The organism is Campylobacter hominis ATCC BAA-381 (genome assembly GCF_000017585.1).
Lineage (GTDB): Bacteria > Campylobacterota > Campylobacteria > Campylobacterales > Campylobacteraceae > Campylobacter_B > Campylobacter_B hominis.
This window is the reverse complement of sequence record NC_009714.1, coordinates 720,718-739,054: the sequence shown is the minus strand read 5'-3', so window position 1 is coordinate 739,054 and position 18,337 is coordinate 720,718. Positions and strand designations below refer to the sequence as shown.

Genomic DNA, 18,337 nt, shown 5'->3' with positions numbered 1-18,337 from the left:
CAAGAGCTGGCTTAAGTGAAAAGCTAACCCAGTCAGAGTATGATGAGTTAGATGGCAGATTACAAAAGAATTATTATGTAAAAGATGGAAACGGGTATAAACTAAAACCTTTTGATATTGAAAGTGATCGAGGCAATATAGCTATAGGTACCTACTCATTAGCAACTTCTATTAGATCTGTTGCTATAGGAATTGGTGCAGAATCTATGAGTTCTAATGCAGTTTCTTTAGGTTATGGTTCTAAGGCTCTTTGGAATGATTCCACAGCCCTAGGAAGCAAGGCGAAAGCCATGGCTAACTATAGCACTGCCGTAGGATATGGAGCTTTGGCACGCTCAGAAAGATCAGTCTCAGTAGGATATGAGGCTAAAGCACGCTCAGAAAAATCAGTCTCAGTAGGATATGAGGCTAAAGCAGGTCTTGAAGAAGAGCTTGATGAGAGTAGATATAACTCATTAGCTGATACTTATAAACAATACTACAAAAAAGATAATGGAAAATATAAGCTTAAAAATTCAAACCAAAATAATATCGCTATAGGATATAATTCTGAATCCTTAGGTTCAAGCTCTTTAGCTTTAGGATATGGATCTATGGCAGCCAAGGACCATGCAATATCACTTGGGACAAAATCAAATACTCAAGGAAGTTATGGCATATCAGTAGGACATGAGGCTAAAGCTTCAAATGACAATTCTATAGCTTTGGGCTATCAAGCCAGTGCGCAAGAAAATAACTCTGTTGCACTTGGTGCAAGATCAGTAGCGAGCACAGGTCGTGGAGTTACAGGCCTTGACTTTGCAACTAACAATCCAAGCAAAGAAACAGACTCTGCTTGGAGAAGCACAGCAGGAGCGGTATCTGTAGGTGATAAAGCCAACAATATTACTCGTCAAATCACAAATGTCGCAGCAGGAACTAATGATACCGATGCAGTCAATGTCGCTCAAATCAAGTCTTTAGCCAATCAAGGCTTTCATACACGAGCTAATTATAATGCTACAGATATAACAAAGGGAAATGATGTTTCTCATAAACTTGGTGGAATTATAAAAGTAGGTGGCGGCTTTAAACTTACAGGTAGCAATAAGAACTTAAATGATTTTCTAAGCAGCGAAAACTTAGCCACTTCAATTAACAAAGATGGAAGTATAAATTTACTTATGGCTAAAACTCCAACATTTAATGATATTAATATCTCAAAAGATGGCAAAGGTGGAGACTATACAAGTTTAACTCAATGGATTAAAGGCATAGAAAATTCAAGCTCTACAAATAGTAATATAAAATATTTCTCTGTAAAATCAAAAGAAGATAAAGGAAATTTTGATAATAAGGGTGCCACAGGTGATTATGCCATAGCCATTGGACCAGATACTACAGCAAAAGGTAATTCAGCAATTGCTGTAGGCAATAATGCAAACGCAGATTCTATAAATTCAATAAGTATAGGAGAAAAAGCAAAAGCTATAGGAAACAATTCAATATCTATGGGTTATCAAGCAGAAGCATATGATAAATCTATGTCTATAGGTTATTTTTCAAAAGCAAAAGGACTTGACTCAATAGCAATAGGTGGTAATGCAGAAGCTAGTGGATTAGATGGAAGCGGCAAATTTTCAAGAAGCGTCGCTATAGGTCAAAGTGCAAAAGCAACAGGTTATGAATCAAATGCCTTAGGACATTCAGCAGAAGCTTCAAAAGATGAAGCAACAGCTATTGGAGTAGAAGCAACAGCAACAGAAAAACACTCTACAGCTTTAGGTGCTAGAGCTAGAGCTCTTGGCGAAAAGTCAATCGCAATAGGCAATCAAAACTATTCTAGAGCATACTCATCTATAGCAATAGGTCATCATACAGATGCTAAAGGAAATTTATCAATTGCTTTAGGGGAAAAGTCAAAAGCGCAAGCTGATTTTTCAACCGCAATCGGCTCTCATTCAATAGCAAAAGAGAAAAATTCTCTAGCCTTAGGCGTTGGATCACAAGCAAATATAAACAACTCTGTAGCTTTAGGTGCACTTTCTATAGCAGATACTGAAGCAGGTAAAGAGGGCAAATATTTTGGAGTTGGTAAAAATGATGATAAAGATACTGCTGCTTGGACAAGTAGGCTAGGAGCAGTATCGGTTGGTAGAGCTAAAGGATATAAGGATAATAAAGGTAATGATTTGTCAGAATTAACTCGTCAAATCACAAATGTTGCAGCAGGAACTAATGATACCGATGCAGTCAATGTCGCTCAACTTAAATCTTTAAAAGATTATAGTGATAAAACTTTTGCAAAACAAACCGATCTAGAAAAAATACAAAAAAATCTAAATGGTAAAATTTTTGATATAAAAGGAGACAATAAAAACATAGTAGTTGAACAAGAAGGTACTACTAGTAACTCTAAAAAAATAAGTCTAGCTAAAGACCTTAAAGATTTACAAAGTGCTGAATTTAATAAATATGATAAAAATGGTAATGCTGTAGCAGATAAAACTACTATAAATAATGAAACAATAGAAATTGGAGATGATAAAATAAAAGCTAAAATTTCAAAAAATGAAATAGTTTTATCAAATGAAAATAACAATAAAAGCATTACTATTAAAAATGATGATAAAGGACAGCATATAGTAGGTCTTAGCAATACAAAGTGGAATGGAACAACCGATGATGTAAGTAGAGCTGCTACAGAGGGTCAGCTTAAAGAACTTCAAGAAAACTTTACAACAAATTTAAATGGCACAGTAAATCAAACACTAGGAAAATACAAACTTAAAGGAGATGAGGGAAAGCATAATATTTATGGCAACGAAACTTTAACTATAAAAGGTGATAAAAACATTAAAACAAAAGCTACAGAAGATGGAAATTTAGATATAAAGCTTTCAAAAAATTTAGATCTAAAAGATGGTTCTATAACACTTAATAACGCAAAACTTGATGAAGACGGTTTAAAAGTTGGAGATGATGTTAAAATCACAAAAGATACTATTCAAAATGGTGATGTTAAACTTACCAAAGATGGTCTTAATAATGGTGGTAATAAAATAACAAAAGTAGCCGATGGAGAAGCTGATGATGATGCTGCTACTGTGGGACAATTAAAAAATATAGCTGTTGGTGCTAGTGGAGTAAAAGAAAGTGATAAAAAAGATGACTGGGCTAAAGAAAAACCAAAAGCAACTGGTAAAAACTCAGTTTCTATAGCCGGTGGATCGAAAGATAATGGTAGAAGCAACACAGTATCAGTAGGAGCTCCTGGACATGAAAGAACTATAAGCAATGTCGCTCCTGGTGTTCTAAACTCAGACGCAGCTACTGTAGGACAACTCAAAGCGGGACTAAACAATGTTTACGGAAAGCTTGACGAATACAAAAAAGATTCTCGCGCAGGAACAGCCTCAGCTATGGCTATAGGAAATCTTCCACAATCTACAATTCCGGGAAAAGGAATGGTCAGTTTAGGAGGCGGTTTTTATGACGGTGAGTCGGCTATGGCAATCGGCTTATCAAAAATGAGTGATGATGGAAAATGGGTAGTAAAAGGCAGTGCAAGTTATGATTCACAAGAAAATGCAGGAGCCGCAGTATCTGTCGGCTTCCATTTTTAATTAAAAATAAAGAACGTTTGGTTCTTTATTTTAAAATTTTATAAAAGGATAGAATATGAAAAAATTTTCATTAGTAGTTTTAGCAGTTTTAGGAGTATTTATTTTACAGGGATGTACCACAAAATCAAGCGAAAAAGTGCCAAGAAACGGCATAATGAGTGAAAATGAAATTACTTTTCCAAAACCTGAAAAAAGTATTTACAACAAAGCTTTGAGCGTAAATTTGGAAAACATAAGAAAAATCGAAACAGGAATGAGTAAAGATGAGATAAGAAAACTTATCGGAACTCCGCATTTTGCAGCAGGACTTGCTTATGTCGTAGAGTGGGATTATCTTTTTAATCTTAAAGAAAAAGCCGCCGATAAAGATATGATATGCCAATATAAAATAGTTTATGATTTCGACACTTACAAAGCGGCAAGTATTTTTTGGAATACACAGGAATGCAAAGACTTCGTAAATAAAAAATAAAGTGTCCGCAAATCGTCAAATAAAATATTTCTTTTAATCTGCATTTGCAGATTAAAAGAAAACATCAGAAGTAAAATTTAAATTTTAATAAATACATCAAAAACATAAAAAATATTTTATCTTATATCTTAAAAAACTTAATTAAAAGCGAAAAATAAAATTTTATTCTTCGGTTGAAAAAAATTTTTTATGATTTCTGTTTTTTCTCTTTTTAATTTACTTTTACTAATTTTGCCGAATTTTATTTAATAACAGTTGATAATAAATCAAAAAAATAAGCTATAAACTTATGCAAGCTTGATAAAATTATAGCAACATCGAAATATTAACTTAAAATCAATAATTTTAATATATTTTTATTATTTTAATGCTAATATTTTATCTATTAAATTTCTTAATTTTATAAAAAATTTCAATAAAAATTTTGTCAGGAATTTAATAAAATTGCAAAGTTATAAAATTTTATAAAAATAAGAATGTTTGTAAAAATTTGAAGTCTTAAAAAAGTTTTTGAGAATGGTAAAAAGGTTGAAAATACCGAAATCGCAGTCAGAAAAAGACGAATTTTCTCTTTAACCGAATGACTTTAAAGTTTGATTGGTTTTTGGCTGTTGAAGTGATTTTATGAATGAAGCGTGATATGTTTTTGGAAAATATTATAATTCAGATAATGAATAAAAGCCATAAAACAAAAAACGCTGCACAAAAAAACTTCCTGTAAAATTAAAAAGTTATTATAAATAATTTTATTCAAAGGAGAAAAAATGACCATATCAGAAATTTGTCAAAAATTTGACATAGACGGCGTTAATGAAAGGTTTCAAAAATCTTTAGAAGACAAGATAGAAATTGGTTTTTTAGGTGAGTTTTCAAGCGGAAAATCAAGTCTTATAAATTCTTTATTAGATAGAAATTTATTAAGTATAAACTCACTTCCTACGACAAAAACGGTGGTTGAGATAAATTTCAGCAACAAAGATGAGTTTTTTAAAAAAGATGGCGATACAATAAGTGAAATTTCAGAAGATGAGTTTGCAAATTTACAAACAAAAGATGGAAAATTTCATCTAATTGCAAATATTTCAGCCGCCACCGAGAGAGAGAGAGAGAGAGAGAGAGAGTAAATAACTCCGATTTTGTCTTTATAGATACTCCAGGAGTTTCAAGTCTAGATAAAAGTGATTTTGATATAACGCTTGGTTATCTACCACGACTTGAATGCGCTATTATATGCCAAGATATAAATCAAGGCGGACTTACAAAATCAGTAATTGATTTTATCTCACAAAACTTAGATATAAAAAATAACCTTATATTTTGCCTTACAAAAAGCGATTTAAAACCACAAAACACAAGAGAAAATATCAAAAAATCAGTTTTAGAGCAACTAAAAGATTTAAATATTGAAAATTTAGAAGACAAAATAGTTTTTACAAGCACAAAAGAGCCAAATACTGAACTTTTAAACTTAATAAATGACAATTTTTACTCTAAATTCACAAAAATTAAAAAACAAAAAATAGCCAAAAATACGAAAATATTTTCAAAGGAATTATCTCAAATTTTAAAACAAAGAGTTGAGTTGATTGATTTTAACACAGACGAGCTTGATGAAAAACTAAAAAACATCAAAAAAGAAGAAGATAAAATCCAAGATGAAATTCAAAACCAATATTTAAAACTTGATAAATTTATACAAAGTTTGGAAACTAAAATTTATTCACAATGCTTAAACGATATAGATCTTCTTAAAGATGGAAAAACACAGGAATTTTTTGAAAGTATGATAAAAATCATAGAAGAAAATACAAAAAATTATTTTAATGAGTATTTTACATTTAATGTGGAAAATGTAGATATAAGTAATTTTAAAAATATGCAAAAAGACCTTAATTTAAATGAGAATATTAAAAAATTTTTGATGGATACTATTCCTTATATAGCTAACAAAATAATTTTCGTTCTTAGCGAAAAACTTAGCGAAAAATTGCCAAAACCTGTCGTAGCAATTATTATAACAATATTACAAAAATTTGAAATCGCCAGTAAATTCATAATAAGACAATTGGAAAAACTTTTTACAAAAAATAAACCAGAGGTTGCAAAAGCTGCATCTGCAGTGGTTATAAATCTAACAAAAGAATATATCAATAAAGTCTCAAACGAGCAAATTTTTGAGCCTTTAAAAAACAAACTTCAAACTACAAAAGACAGTATAAGCGACACAATTGCTCTAAAAAGTAAAAAAATAGACGAGATAAAAAAGACTAGAAATGATATGAAAGAAACTATAATCGAGCTTGAAAATTTTATAAATTCATAAGCCTAAAGGGTAAAAAATGGAAAATTTAAGCGAAAATTTAGAGAGATACATTGATTGTATCTCTTTTTTATATGATTTATCAGATGATGTAAAGGCTGATGAGGTTAAAAATTTACTTGAAAATTTGATAAATGAAGCAAAAGATATAATTGCAAAAGAAATTTCTCATTTGAAAAATACAGCCAAAAATTTGGAGCTGGAAAAAGAAAAATTCTTAGAAAAATTAAGCGTATGTTTAGATATCATAGCCGATGATATAGACAAACAAAAATATGATAACCATGAAAAAAAATTATTGAATTGCTTGGAAGATAAAGACTTAAAAGAATTTTTGCCTGATTTTGAAGATCAGGCAAAAATAATTTGCAATGATCCTGATATCCAAATCGATAAAATTTACACCGATGAAGATAATTTTTTAGAAAATTACACATTTTATTTAAAAACGGAAAAGTTTGATACCGAATTTGAAAAATTTCAAGAACTTATAATAGATTTAATAAAAAATAAAAACAAAGGCATTGACATAAATGAAGAGATTTTATCCATTTGCTCTACACAGCATTTAAAATATTATGAAATGGATACATTAGCTATATTAAACAGATATGCAAGACAAATACCTGGTTTGGATAGTTATCCGCAAGATGAAAAAGAAAAAATCATAGAAGCCGTAAAAGAAAATTATGTTGATTATTTTATGTCAGAGACAAATTTTTTACAAATGCGTATAAATCACTCGATCATTGACTATAATACGATAATTTCAAAATATATAGATGAAATTCACAGCGAACTTGATTATAAATTATTAAAAATTGCTTTTTTTATTTTAGATAACGAAAAACTGACTTTAATGCCAAGTTATTTAGCTCTAAGCCTATCTTACAAAAAACTGCTTTTCGAGCCGATTAGAAAAGACGGCAAAGATATGATACTTAATAAAAAATATCATGCAAAATGTGTTTTTGAAGTTTCAAAAAGAATTTTAAAAGATTACTCTTATGATGAAAAAATATTAAAACAATGTATAGAAAATTTTTTAAAAGATTTAAGAAAAGAAACCGAAGAAAACCCTACAAATGATCCGGATAAATTTTATTCACTCATTTTTTATAGAAGTCTTACGGATTTTAGATATATACTTAAAAATGAATTCAAATTTAAGAAAAATATAACAAGGAATCAAATATGATAATTTTAAGCGATGATTTTAAAAAATATATCGATTATATTTCATTTTTACATGATCTATCAAATGATGCCGGTGTTGGTAATCAATCTGAATTAATTGAAATGTTAAAAAATGACGCAAAAAAATTAATCGCAAAAGAAGTAATCCACTCAAACCAAATAGCAAAAGCGGAAGTTGCCGTCATAGGTGACTTCTCATCCGGAAAATCAAGCTTCATAAACTCAATTATCGGTAAAGAATTATGCCCTGAGGGAAATGACCCGACGACTTCATTGATTACTGCATTTTACTACTCAGATGAAGTTAAAATTTTAATAAATGGGGATGAAATTTCTCAAAGCGAATATGAAAATTTAGCCCAACATAAAGATCAAAACACAAAAAGCAAAGCTTATGATATAAAATATTTTTATCCATTTGAAAGTTTTAGAAATGTGATTCTTTATGATACTCCAGGATTTGAAAATGCAAAAAATCCGGGCGATACAGAACTTACTATGGAAAAAGCAAAAGCTGTTGATGTGCTTTTAGTAGTTATTGATATAAATCAAGGCTCAACTAGACATGAACTTGAAAAAAAACTTTTAGAAATAAAAAATCAAAATAAAGACGCGTATTTTATAGCTGTTTTAAATAGGGCTAATAAAAAATCGCCAACAGCAAGAAAAAAAATAAAAGAAGAAATTCTCAAAAACTTCGAATACAAAGAAATTTTCGTTTATGACAGTAAAAAATTAGACAAAGATGAATTTATAAATGAAAAAAATAAAATACTTTCATTTTTTAACCAAATCAGCAAAAATAAAGACAAATTTATAAAAGATCGTTTTAAAAATGAAAAACAGGAATTTAATACAAATTTAGACATTAGCTTACAGTCATTAATCCAAACTATAAAAAATGATATAACAAAAAATATCCAAAGCAAGCTTCATATAAAAAATATGGAAAATTTAAATTTTATATATAAAACGCTTATAAATAGAATAACTGATAGCCTAGATATACAAGATAAAGAAACAGCTAAGGAAATTGGCTTTTTTAGCGATACTATTTATAAAACAAGGTTTTATTTTTTAGATGAAAAGAGATTTTATGCAGAAATAGAAAAAGTTATAAACTCATTAGCAGGTGAAATTTTAGAACAAAATAGAGATATAAATGTAAATATAGATGAATTAAAAGAAAAACTGAATGACAATTTACACTATTTTGCTTCTGAAACTTTAAATCAATTAAATAAAGAATTTTATTTTGAACCGATGCAAAAAATTAATAATAAAAATGATGAGCTTGAATATGAAAAAAATGCAAAAACATACTATAGAGACAAAATGTTAGTAAAAAAAGAAAAAGAATATATCAATCATTACAAAAAAATCTTTTATGAAAAAATTCAAAACTCAGTAAAAGATTACAACGATAGCTATGAAAAATTAATCACTAAAGAAACAGATGAGTTACACAAAACGATTGATAAAATAGTTTCATTTCAAAATAATTATTTAAACACTGAATTTAAAGCAAATGAATTTGAAAAAATCGTAAAAGATTTGCTTAAAAATTTAGACTATAAAATACATAATAAAAAAATTGTAAAATCAAAAGCCGAAGAAATTTGCAATAAAATAAAATACTATGCCCTAACAAATGAACTTAAAATTAATATTGATAATTTTAAAAGAAATTTGATTAAAGAATATAACAACATTTCCAAACAAAACAAAGAAACATTTGCCAAATTTATTTTTGATAAATACATAAAAAAAGTTAAAACCAAAAATTTGATAAATCTTAGACGAAAGGACTGAAAATGCTTGAAATTTTTGAAAAAAGCAAAGACGAATTAGTTGAAATTTACGGCGAACTTGTTGAAAATAAAGCCATAAATTTAAATAATGTAAACGAAGAAACTCTTAAAGAAAAATCTTCAAATTTACAAAAAGAGGAATTTATCCTAGCCGTTGCAGGTCAGATAAAAGCCGGTAAATCAACACTTTTAAATGCATTGATTTTTGGTAATGACATACTCCCAAGTGATGATACGCCATACACTGCTAAAATCACAGAGATAAGATATGGAAGTGATAAAAAACTAAAAGCTATCTTTTATACAAAAGATGAGTGGCAAGAGCTAAAAAACGAAATTACCGAAATTGATGATAAAAAGGTAAATTATTTTAAAAATTTTATAGAACCTGATATTAAAAACAGCTCTTATATAAAATTTCTAAATCAGACAAAAGAAGATGACATATCAAATTTAAAAGAATATGTCGCAAAAGGCGGAGTTTATACACCATTTGTAAAAAGCGTGGAAATTTACTATCCGGCTGAAATTTTAAAAAGCTTAGTTGTGGTTGATACCCCGGGGACAAATGATCCAAATATCTTTAGAAGTAAAATTACACTTGATTGGATAAAAAGATGTGATGCTGCTATATATGCAACATATGCCGGAAGAGCATTTGATGAAAGTGATATAAAATTTATAAATGAATATCTACTAAGTCTTGAAAACTCAAAAAGAATAGTTGCTATAAACAAAATAGATGTTTTAAGAAATTTTGATGAGGCAAAAGAACTGCTTGAAAATAATAAAAAAAATGAAACTTATCAAAAAACGGTATTTAATAAAGCCAGTTCATTTGTCTTTACCGCCGGACTTTACGCACTTTTAGATGAAAAAGAAAAAAATGGATTTTTGCTAAATGAAGATGAGCTTTGGTATAAAGATGAAGCAAATCCTGAGTTTTGGAAAAATAACGGGCTTAATGAGCTGAAAAATTTAGTAAGCGATAAGATCATTCAAAATAAAGGTAAAGATTTACTCATCTCAAATATAAACTTTATAAAAGATGCATTTGAGAAAAAAGAGGTATTTTTAAATACAGAAATAAACGCTCTTGAAACGAAAATATCTCAAAATCAAAAAAGCAAAGATGAGACAAGTAAAGCACTTGCTGAAGTAACAAATTTTAGAAAAAAACTTACTAAAATGCAAGATAATTTTAAAAATAATATTGACGATAATTTAGCTCAAAAAATTAAAAATTTAAATAAAGATATAGATAGAGAATTTAATGACATTAAAAATACTATAGCCTCAAAAACCAATAACTACAGAAGAATTACAGAATTAAAAAACAATATCAAATGGGATATTAAAAATGCTCTTGAAAGTGAAAAGTTAAAAATGGATGACCTAGTAAGTCAAGCAATGGAAGATATAAAACAATATACAAAAAATGAAACTGAAGAATTTATAAATGAGATGAGTAAATTTGAAGCTTTTGACTCGGAGTCTTTAAGACAAACTCTTAGATATGATACTTTTGATATCTATAGAGATTTTAGTAAGTTTTTTGACGCTGATTTTATAAATAGAGATATTTTAGAGGATATTGCTTTTGAAAATTTTAATTTATTAAAAAGAGTTGTCTTTCAGGGAGCTAGAACCTACATACCAAAAGTTAGAGATTTTGCAATTGAAATGGTTGATGAAAGCAAAAAAGAATTACAAGAAAAAATTTTAAACAATATTAATAGTTTTGGAGAAAAATTATGTGCACAAGTGCCTAATTCTATAAAAACTGTATTGTTTAACAATCAAAAGGACTTAGAAAATATAAAAGAAAAAGGAACTTTAAATGAAAAAGAGCTAAACGAACTTATCACAAATTTAAATGAAAAAGAAAATAACATAAATAATTTTAAAGAAATTAAAGAAAATTTTATGAAAAAACTTGAAAATATGGAAGGAGAAATTTATGGAAAATAGTCAAATAGCCACAACACTTTTAATCTGTGCAGTTGTAGTAGGTGTAGTTATATACTTTCAAAAAAAACAAAAAGCAAAAGAAAATCTTTTTAAAAAAGATGATATAAAACCATCAAATTTAAAAGAGTTAAGCGACAAATTCAAAGATGATTATTTCAATGAAAAATTAAGCGATTTTGCATTAACAAAAAATATAAATTTTGAAAAAGTAAAAGAAATTTATCCTAAATTTCAGCATACAAATTTAATGGCACAAATAGACTGGAGCACTTTTACAGGAAGACATAAAGAGCTAGAAGATATCATAAAAAACTGGGATAAATATCAAAATTTAACCATCTTGGATAGATATATCCGTTTTTTAAAAGAAAGTTATGAAAATGAATTAAATTCTATAAAAGCTAAAATAAAGGAGTTAAAATGATAGCCTATGTGTCACTTCAAGGTCAAACTTTAAGAGTTTATGGAGCTGGTGGTAGACTTCTATACTCCCGTCCGGTAAGTGGAGCATTGTCAGTCAGCAATACCTCCACAACAGTTACCGTAAGAACAAGAACCATGATATATACTTATGATGAAAAAGGTCGTCAAATTTCAGTAAGACCTGCTTAATTAAAAGCCGAATATTTTAAACTGATATTCGGCTTTTTGCAGATAACGCATATATGCAAAAACGGCTCGTAGATTGATAAAATTTACAGCAAAAATTGGAATTTCACATAAATAAGATAGAAAAAAAATACAAACTATGGAATTTTACTGATTCACATCACACAAAATATTCATTTAAATATATACTTTTATGTTTAATCTTGCATTTTCAAGCAGCGATTTAATAAATATTTTAATCTATTTTATCTGTTTTAAGTTTAATGTAAAATTATATTTTTTACCATTAAATCTATTTAAGTTTTTATCCGATTAATATGATTTTTGCATTTATAAACTCATCTTTATAGTATTTTTATTAAATCAACTAAAAAATATAAATTGTTTATCATTTAAGTAAATTACTCCATTGTCGCCAATTCATTTAAAATAATCAATTTTTTTAATTTTAACACTAAAATCTTTAAAATTATAGTCCTACATAAACTTTTTTTCTAAAATTTTTGTAAATTCGGATATTTTAACAGATTTAATATTTATTCACAAATGCTTTAAAATTTTTCTAAATTTAACATATGAAATTTCAAAATGATATATATTTTTGTCTGTGAAATGTTTAAAATAATTTGACGGAACTTAAATTTTATCTATTTAAAATAATTTTATATTTATCAATAAAAACAATATGTTTGAGAATTTATGTATCAAAATTTAAATAAGCTGCTGATTTTTTAGTATAAAATTTAAAAATTTACTAAATTAAAATGATTTTGTCTGAAAAATGACCCCGTGCGTGGCATACAAAAATTAAAAAATTTATTAAATCAAATAAAGGGCTTAAAAAATAAGCCCTTAAACTACAAATTTTACGCTTTCTTTTCCCATTCAAGAGCTGATTTTATAATTAATTTCAAATCATTTTTAACGGGTTTCCAATCAGTTAAAGTTTTTAGTTTATCACTGTTTGCTATCAAACAAGCAGGATCCCCTTCTCTTCTGGCACCGATTTCGACTTTAAAATCCACACCGCTCACCTCTTTTGCCGCAGCTACAACCTCTTTTACGCTAAAACCTGTGCCGTATCCTACGTTAAAAATATTGCTGTCATTGTTTTGCAAATAACGAAGTACTGACAAATGCGCGCTTGCAAGATCTTCAATGTGAATATAATCTCTTATGCAGCTTCCATCTTTTGTATCATAGTCATCACCGAAAATTACCATTTTTTCACGTTTTCCTAAAATTGTCTGAGTGGCAACTTTAATTAAATGCGTGGCATTTGGATAATTTTGTCCTAAAAGTCCATCAGAACTTGCTCCTGCCACATTAAAATATCTTAAAATCGCATATTTGAAATTCGGATTTGCCAAAGCGGCATCTTTCAAAACCCATTCCGTCATCAATTTACTTTTTCCATACGGATTTATCGGATTTTGTAAGCTTTGCTCGGTAACTTGAGAAGTTTCCGGCTCGCCGTAAGTAGCTGCAGTAGAGCTGAAAATAAACTTTCCGACGCCGTATTTTTCACACAAAGCGATTAAATTCATAGCGTTTGCGGTATTATTCAGATAATACTTCAGCGGTTTTTGAGTGCTTTCAAAAACCTCGATATATGCAGCAAAATGTATAACCGCGTCAAATTTATGGGTAGCAAAAACCTCTTCAATTTTACTTATATTTTCAAGATCGGTTTGAATAAGTTCAAACTCACTGATTTTTCTTAGGGCGTCAATCGCCTTTTCTGAACCTTTTACAAAATTATCAATGATTGTAATTTCGTGTTTATTTTCTTCCAATAGCGCCTTAACAACGTGGCTTCCAATATATCCGGCACCACCTGTCACTAAAATATTCATTTTTTCTCCTTATTAGATTTTACTGAAAATCATCTCTTATACGTAAAAAAACCGGAAATCGCGGTTTGCCGTTTTTGGTTAAATTTTGAAATTTGTATGTTACGATATCGCCTATTTTTGGCGGATTTTCCCTTAATTTGTCATCAAAACCTGAGCCGATTTTAAAAACAGCACCGTTTTTTAGATTTTTACAACTCAAAGAGCCCATTTTACCGCTATACTTGCCGTTTCCCATATTTATTTTTATGACTTCGCATTCGTCGTCGTGGAATTGTTTCAGTTTTAAAATTTTATTGCTGCGTTTATTTACATACGGCTCTTTAGGATCGCGCACAACAACGCCCTCACCGCCTTTTTGAATTACATCATTAAAATATTTTTTAACATCTTTATTTGAATTTACAGAAATTTGCTTAATAATTTTAATAAAATTATTCGGATTTTTATCCAAAAAATCTTTTAAAACTTCAAGACGTGAAAAAAGATCTCCTTTGGCATCGGGCACATCAAAAATCATAAATTTTACATTATTCCACTCTTTATCCGGAATTTTATCTCTTACAATAGAGCTTAAATTTTCAAAATCATTTCGCGCTGTCCAAAGTTCGCCATCTATTTTAAAATTCGGAAAATTCTCAAGCCAAAATTTTGGTGCATTAAATTTTTTACCGCTTCTGCTGATTAAATTTTTACCGTCCCAAACGGCGCGAATTCCGTCATATTTTTCGCTTACAACCCAACCTTTTACGTCAATGCCTTCTTTATATTCACCAAGAAGCATTAAATTTTCGCCATTTAGAATTGAAAAAAAAGATAGTAAAATTATTAAAATTTTATAAATTTTCAAAATTTATAAGCTCCTTTTCCAAAAAATCATTAAACGGCTTGAAATAACCCATTTGCTCACAATTTTCACATAAATATTTTTTCATAATTGAAATACAATCGGCATAATCGGATAAAATTAAATTTCCGCGCAAAAGCTCTGTTTTTATAAAAAGCAAATATGTATTTAACACATCGCTTTGGCAATATTCGCTGATTTTGTCCAATTTGTTATCATAAAAAAGCTCCAAAACCTGATCTCCATGAACGTCGTATTTGCCTGGAAGTCCTAAAGTTTTGCATATATTATCAAGATTTAATCCGCCTCTTGCAGAACCGAAATCATTTACAAAATCAAGCAGATCCATATTAAATCGCTCGTTGTATCGGTAGCGATAATTCTCCCATTTATTTTTATTAAGTTCACCGTTTGCCGTTTCAAAATATGCATGGCAAGTAAGATTATAACGCATTGCTCTAAGCATAATCATCGGCAGGTCAAAGCCGCGTCCGTTATAACTTATAAGGCGCGGATTGTGCTTTTCAATCATATTTAGAAAAAACTCGATTTGCTCTTTTTCACTTTTGCCGTATTCAAGCGTTTCAACTTTTAAAAATTTGCCGAATTCATCAGCTAAAACTGCACTTATACAGACAATTTTATGAAAACAAATCGGTAGAAATTCGCTTCCTGTTTTTTCTTTTTGTAATTTTTGAGCGGCAAGCGAAATTTTTTTATGATTTAATTTTTTTTCGCTTTTTAACTTGCTTTTATTTGTTTTTGTAAGTTTTGAAAGCTCTTTTTCATCTAAAATTTCACATTTTTCATCATAAAAAACCTCATCGTAGCATTCGCTTTTTTGATCGTCCGTCAAAATTTCAGCCAAAACATCGGCATCAGGAATTGTTTCGCAATCAAAAACGCAAATATAGTTTTTCATTTAGCATCGTCCCATGCCAAAACTGTTTCGCCGTCGCTATTTTTTACGGCATCCGCCATACCCATAAAATTATAACCGCAATCAACGTAATGAATTTCTCCGGTAACTGCGCTTGCATAATCACTAAAAAGATAAGCCGCGCTCTTTCCTATTTCAAAAATAGCGACATTTCGTTTAAGCGGCGCGTTCAGCTCATTCCATTTTAAAATCATTCTGAAATCGCCTATTCCGCTTGCTGCAAGAGTTTTTACAGGACCTGCGCTTATGGCATTTACTCTAATTTTTTTAGTTCCTAAATCGTGTGCCAAATATCTGACAGAACTTTCAAGCGCCGCCTTTGCTACGCCCATTACATTGTAATGCGGTACGAATTTTGCTCCGCCAAGATAAGTCAAAGTAAGAATCGAGCCGTTTTCATTCATAAGCGGCAAAACAGCCCTTGTAAGAGAAATCAACGAATAAACGGAAGTTTGCATTGCTACGTTAAAAGCATCTTTTTGTGTGCTTAAAAAATCATTTTCCAGCGCTTCTTTTGGTGCAAAAGCAACAGCGTGCAGCACAAAATCAATCTTGCCGAAATCTTTTTGCAATTTTGCGCCAAGATTTTTCAGATGTTCATCGTTATTTACGTCAAGTTCATAAATTTTATCGCTTCCAAGCTCATTTGCAATCGGCTCCACTCGCTTTTTTAACGCATCGTTTAAAAATGTAAAAGCAAGTTGCGCTCCTTCTTCACGGCACATTTTTGCTATGCCGTAAGCTATTGATCTATTGTTTGCGACGCCGACTATAAGCCCTTTTTTACCTTTTAAAATCATTGCAATTCCTTTAACAAATTAATGAAATTTTCAGCTTCCCAGCTTGCGCTTCCTATTAAAACGCCGCTGCAATGAGGAAGTTTTGAAATTTGAGAAATATTTTTAAGATTTACACTTCCACCATATAAAAGCGGCGCTTCGGTTTTTTCTGCAAGAAATTCCAGCACTTCTTCTATCTGCTCATTTTTAGCGCTTTTTCCGGTACCGATTGCCCAAATCGGCTCATAAGCAATGATTAAATTTTCATAATCCAAATCTATTTCGCTGAGTTGATCACTTAAAACTTCTCTGTAATTTCCATTCATTCGCACAATGTCGCTCTCGCCGACACAAAAAATAATGCGCCAACCGCGCTTTTTGGCAAATTTAAACTTTTCAAGCACCATTCTATCACTTTCACTAAAAATCACACGCCTTTCGCTGTGTCCAATAAGTACTGATTTTATACCGAACTCGTTTAACATATCAGCGCCGATTTCACCTGTAAAACTTCCGTTTTCACAAGGAAAAAAGTTTTGCGCCCCTTGAGTAAAATTTGAAATTTGATCACAAAATGCCGTATTTGGTGGAAAAATTAAAATTTCATTCTTTTTAAAATTTGAAGCTTCGCCGCTTAAAAAATTGTCTAATTTTTTTGTAAAATTTAAAAAACTTGCTCTTGTATGATTACATTTTAAATTTGCTGCAACTATCATTAACACTCCATTTCATCGTTTTTTATCGTTAAAACCCTAACTCCAGGAAGTTCTTTTCCTTCAATAAGTTCCAAACTTGCGCCGCCTCCGGTTGAGATAAATGTCATTTCATCGCTGTTTCCGGCTCTTTCTACTACATCTGCCGTATCGCCTCCACCTACAACTGTAGTCGCGTTACTTTCAGCGATTGCATGGCTCATTCTAAGACTTCCGCGTGCAAATTTATCAATTTCGAAAACACCCATCGGTCCGTTCCACCAAATGGTTTGCGCATCTGATAAAGCTTCTCTAAAAAGCGCAATTGTGGCAGGTCCTATATCAAGTCCCATCCAACCTGCCGGAATTTCTTGAACGGTAACATTTTTCATAACCGAATCCTGTGATATAGCAGGCGCCACGATTGCATCGACAGGAATATAAATTTTTACACCGAGTCTTTTTCCTTCGCGCAAAATATTTAACGCCTCTTCAACCAAATCTTCTTCAAGCAAAGAATTTCCTATTTCATAACCTATAGCTTTAAGAAATGTAAAAGCCATACCGCCTCCGATTATGAGTTTATCGACTTTTGGAAGTAGATTTTTAAGAGCTTGAAGCTTACCGCTTACTTTACTTCCGCCAGCTACCGCCACAAATGGTCGAACAGGACGCTTTGTAAGATTGGCTGCGAAATTTACCTCTTTTATAAGTAAAAATCCGGCAGCCTTGTGTTTGTTATCGTAAAATTTAGTAATCGCTTCAACCGAAGCATGAGCTCTATGACAAACGCCGAAAGCGTCATTTATATAGTAATTTGCATAACTTGCAAGTTTTTGAGCGAATTCCGGATCGTTTTTCGTCTCGCCCTTTTCAAAACGCAAGTTATCTAAAAGCAAAACTTCGTTTTCTTTCAAATTCTTTACAGCTTCAACCGCTTCTTTACCTATTACGTCATTTACAAATTTTATCTCACGATTCATTCTTCTGGCTAATCTTTTTGCTACAGGTTCAAGTGAAAATTTTGCTTCATAACCATTTTTAGGACGTCCTAAATGGCTTGCTAAAATTACGCTGCAGCCCTCATCCAAACAGTATCTTATAGTAGGAATGGCAGCTCTTATTCGTCTATCGTCCGTGATATTTAAAAACTCATCCATCGGAACATTAAAATCACACCTTATAAAAACTTTCTCGCCTTTTTTAAATTTTATATCTTTTACGGATAAAATTTCGCCCAT

General features: G+C 30.3%; 15 protein-coding genes. 9 read left to right on the top strand and 6 right to left on the bottom strand.

Features of this window, described 5'->3' with window-relative positions:
• The first annotated feature begins 206 nt into the window (after window positions 1–206).
• The 9 genes from CHAB381_RS03755 to CHAB381_RS03715 all read left to right on the top strand — a co-directional run bounded on the left by CHAB381_RS03755 (window position 207) and on the right by CHAB381_RS03715 (window position 11,988).
• The gene (locus CHAB381_RS03755) at window positions 207–3,605 is read left to right on the top strand and encodes a YadA-like family protein (RefSeq protein ID WP_223429432.1); all 3,399 of its coding nucleotides are present in this window, start codon (window positions 207–209) and stop codon (window positions 3,603–3,605) included.
• 55 nt (window positions 3,606–3,660) lie between these two features.
• Window positions 3,661–4,077 carry an outer membrane protein assembly factor BamE gene (locus CHAB381_RS03750; protein ID WP_012108653.1) on the top strand — a complete coding sequence of 139 codons (417 nt, stop codon included), beginning with the start codon at window positions 3,661–3,663 and terminating at the stop codon, window positions 4,075–4,077.
• A gap of 764 nt (window positions 4,078–4,841) precedes the next feature.
• Entirely contained in the window at window positions 4,842–5,201 is a 360-nt protein-coding gene (locus tag CHAB381_RS03745; protein ID WP_041570483.1) for a dynamin family protein, read from the top strand.
• Between the two features lie 458 nt (window positions 5,202–5,659).
• A complete protein-coding gene (locus CHAB381_RS08875) occupies window positions 5,660–6,400 on the top strand; it encodes a hypothetical protein (RefSeq protein ID WP_041570482.1) in 741 nt (246 codons plus the stop codon).
• Window positions 6,401–6,416: 16 nt separating this feature from the next.
• The gene (locus CHAB381_RS03735; RefSeq protein ID WP_012108651.1) at window positions 6,417–7,595 is read left to right on the top strand and encodes a hypothetical protein; all 1,179 of its coding nucleotides are present in this window, start codon (window positions 6,417–6,419) and stop codon (window positions 7,593–7,595) included.
• Entirely contained in the window at window positions 7,592–9,406 is a 1,815-nt protein-coding gene (locus tag CHAB381_RS03730; protein WP_041570481.1) for a dynamin family protein, read from the top strand. The genes CHAB381_RS03735 and CHAB381_RS03730 overlap by 4 nt, the downstream gene beginning before the upstream one ends.
• A 2-nt stretch (window positions 9,407–9,408) precedes the next feature.
• Entirely contained in the window at window positions 9,409–11,376 is a 1,968-nt protein-coding gene (locus CHAB381_RS03725) for a dynamin family protein (RefSeq protein ID WP_012108650.1), read from the top strand.
• On the top strand, window positions 11,366–11,800 hold the full coding sequence (locus CHAB381_RS03720) for a hypothetical protein (RefSeq protein WP_012108649.1): 435 nt from the start codon (window positions 11,366–11,368) through the stop codon (window positions 11,798–11,800). Before CHAB381_RS03725 ends, CHAB381_RS03720 begins: the two co-directional genes overlap by 11 nt.
• Complete coding sequence (locus CHAB381_RS03715) at window positions 11,797–11,988, top strand: hypothetical protein (RefSeq protein WP_012108648.1); 192 nt, start codon at window positions 11,797–11,799, stop codon at window positions 11,986–11,988. Before CHAB381_RS03720 ends, CHAB381_RS03715 begins: the two co-directional genes overlap by 4 nt.
• Window positions 11,989–12,851: 863 nt before the next feature.
• Here CHAB381_RS03715 and galE read toward each other — a convergent pair.
• From galE to CHAB381_RS03685, 6 genes are read right to left on the bottom strand one after another with little or no spacing between them, the layout of a single operon-like run.
• A complete protein-coding gene (gene galE, locus CHAB381_RS03710; RefSeq protein WP_012108646.1) occupies window positions 12,852–13,841 on the bottom strand; it encodes a UDP-glucose 4-epimerase GalE in 990 nt (329 codons plus the stop codon).
• A 19-nt stretch (window positions 13,842–13,860) separates the two neighbouring features.
• A complete protein-coding gene (locus CHAB381_RS03705) occupies window positions 13,861–14,688 on the bottom strand; it encodes a DNA ligase (protein ID WP_012108645.1) in 828 nt (275 codons plus the stop codon).
• A complete protein-coding gene (locus CHAB381_RS03700) occupies window positions 14,675–15,607 on the bottom strand; it encodes a 3'-5' exonuclease (RefSeq protein WP_012108644.1) in 933 nt (310 codons plus the stop codon). The genes CHAB381_RS03705 and CHAB381_RS03700 overlap by 14 nt, the downstream gene beginning before the upstream one ends.
• Entirely contained in the window at window positions 15,604–16,425 is an 822-nt protein-coding gene (gene fabI / locus CHAB381_RS03695) for an enoyl-ACP reductase FabI (protein ID WP_012108643.1), read from the bottom strand. The genes CHAB381_RS03700 and fabI overlap by 4 nt, the downstream gene beginning before the upstream one ends.
• A complete protein-coding gene (locus CHAB381_RS03690; protein ID WP_012108642.1) occupies window positions 16,422–17,120 on the bottom strand; it encodes a triose-phosphate isomerase in 699 nt (232 codons plus the stop codon). Before CHAB381_RS03690 ends, fabI begins: the two co-directional genes overlap by 4 nt.
• Window positions 17,120–18,337 carry a phosphoglycerate kinase gene (locus tag CHAB381_RS03685; RefSeq protein ID WP_012108641.1) on the bottom strand — a complete coding sequence of 406 codons (1,218 nt, stop codon included), beginning with the start codon at window positions 18,335–18,337 and terminating at the stop codon, window positions 17,120–17,122. The genes CHAB381_RS03690 and CHAB381_RS03685 overlap by 1 nt, the downstream gene beginning before the upstream one ends.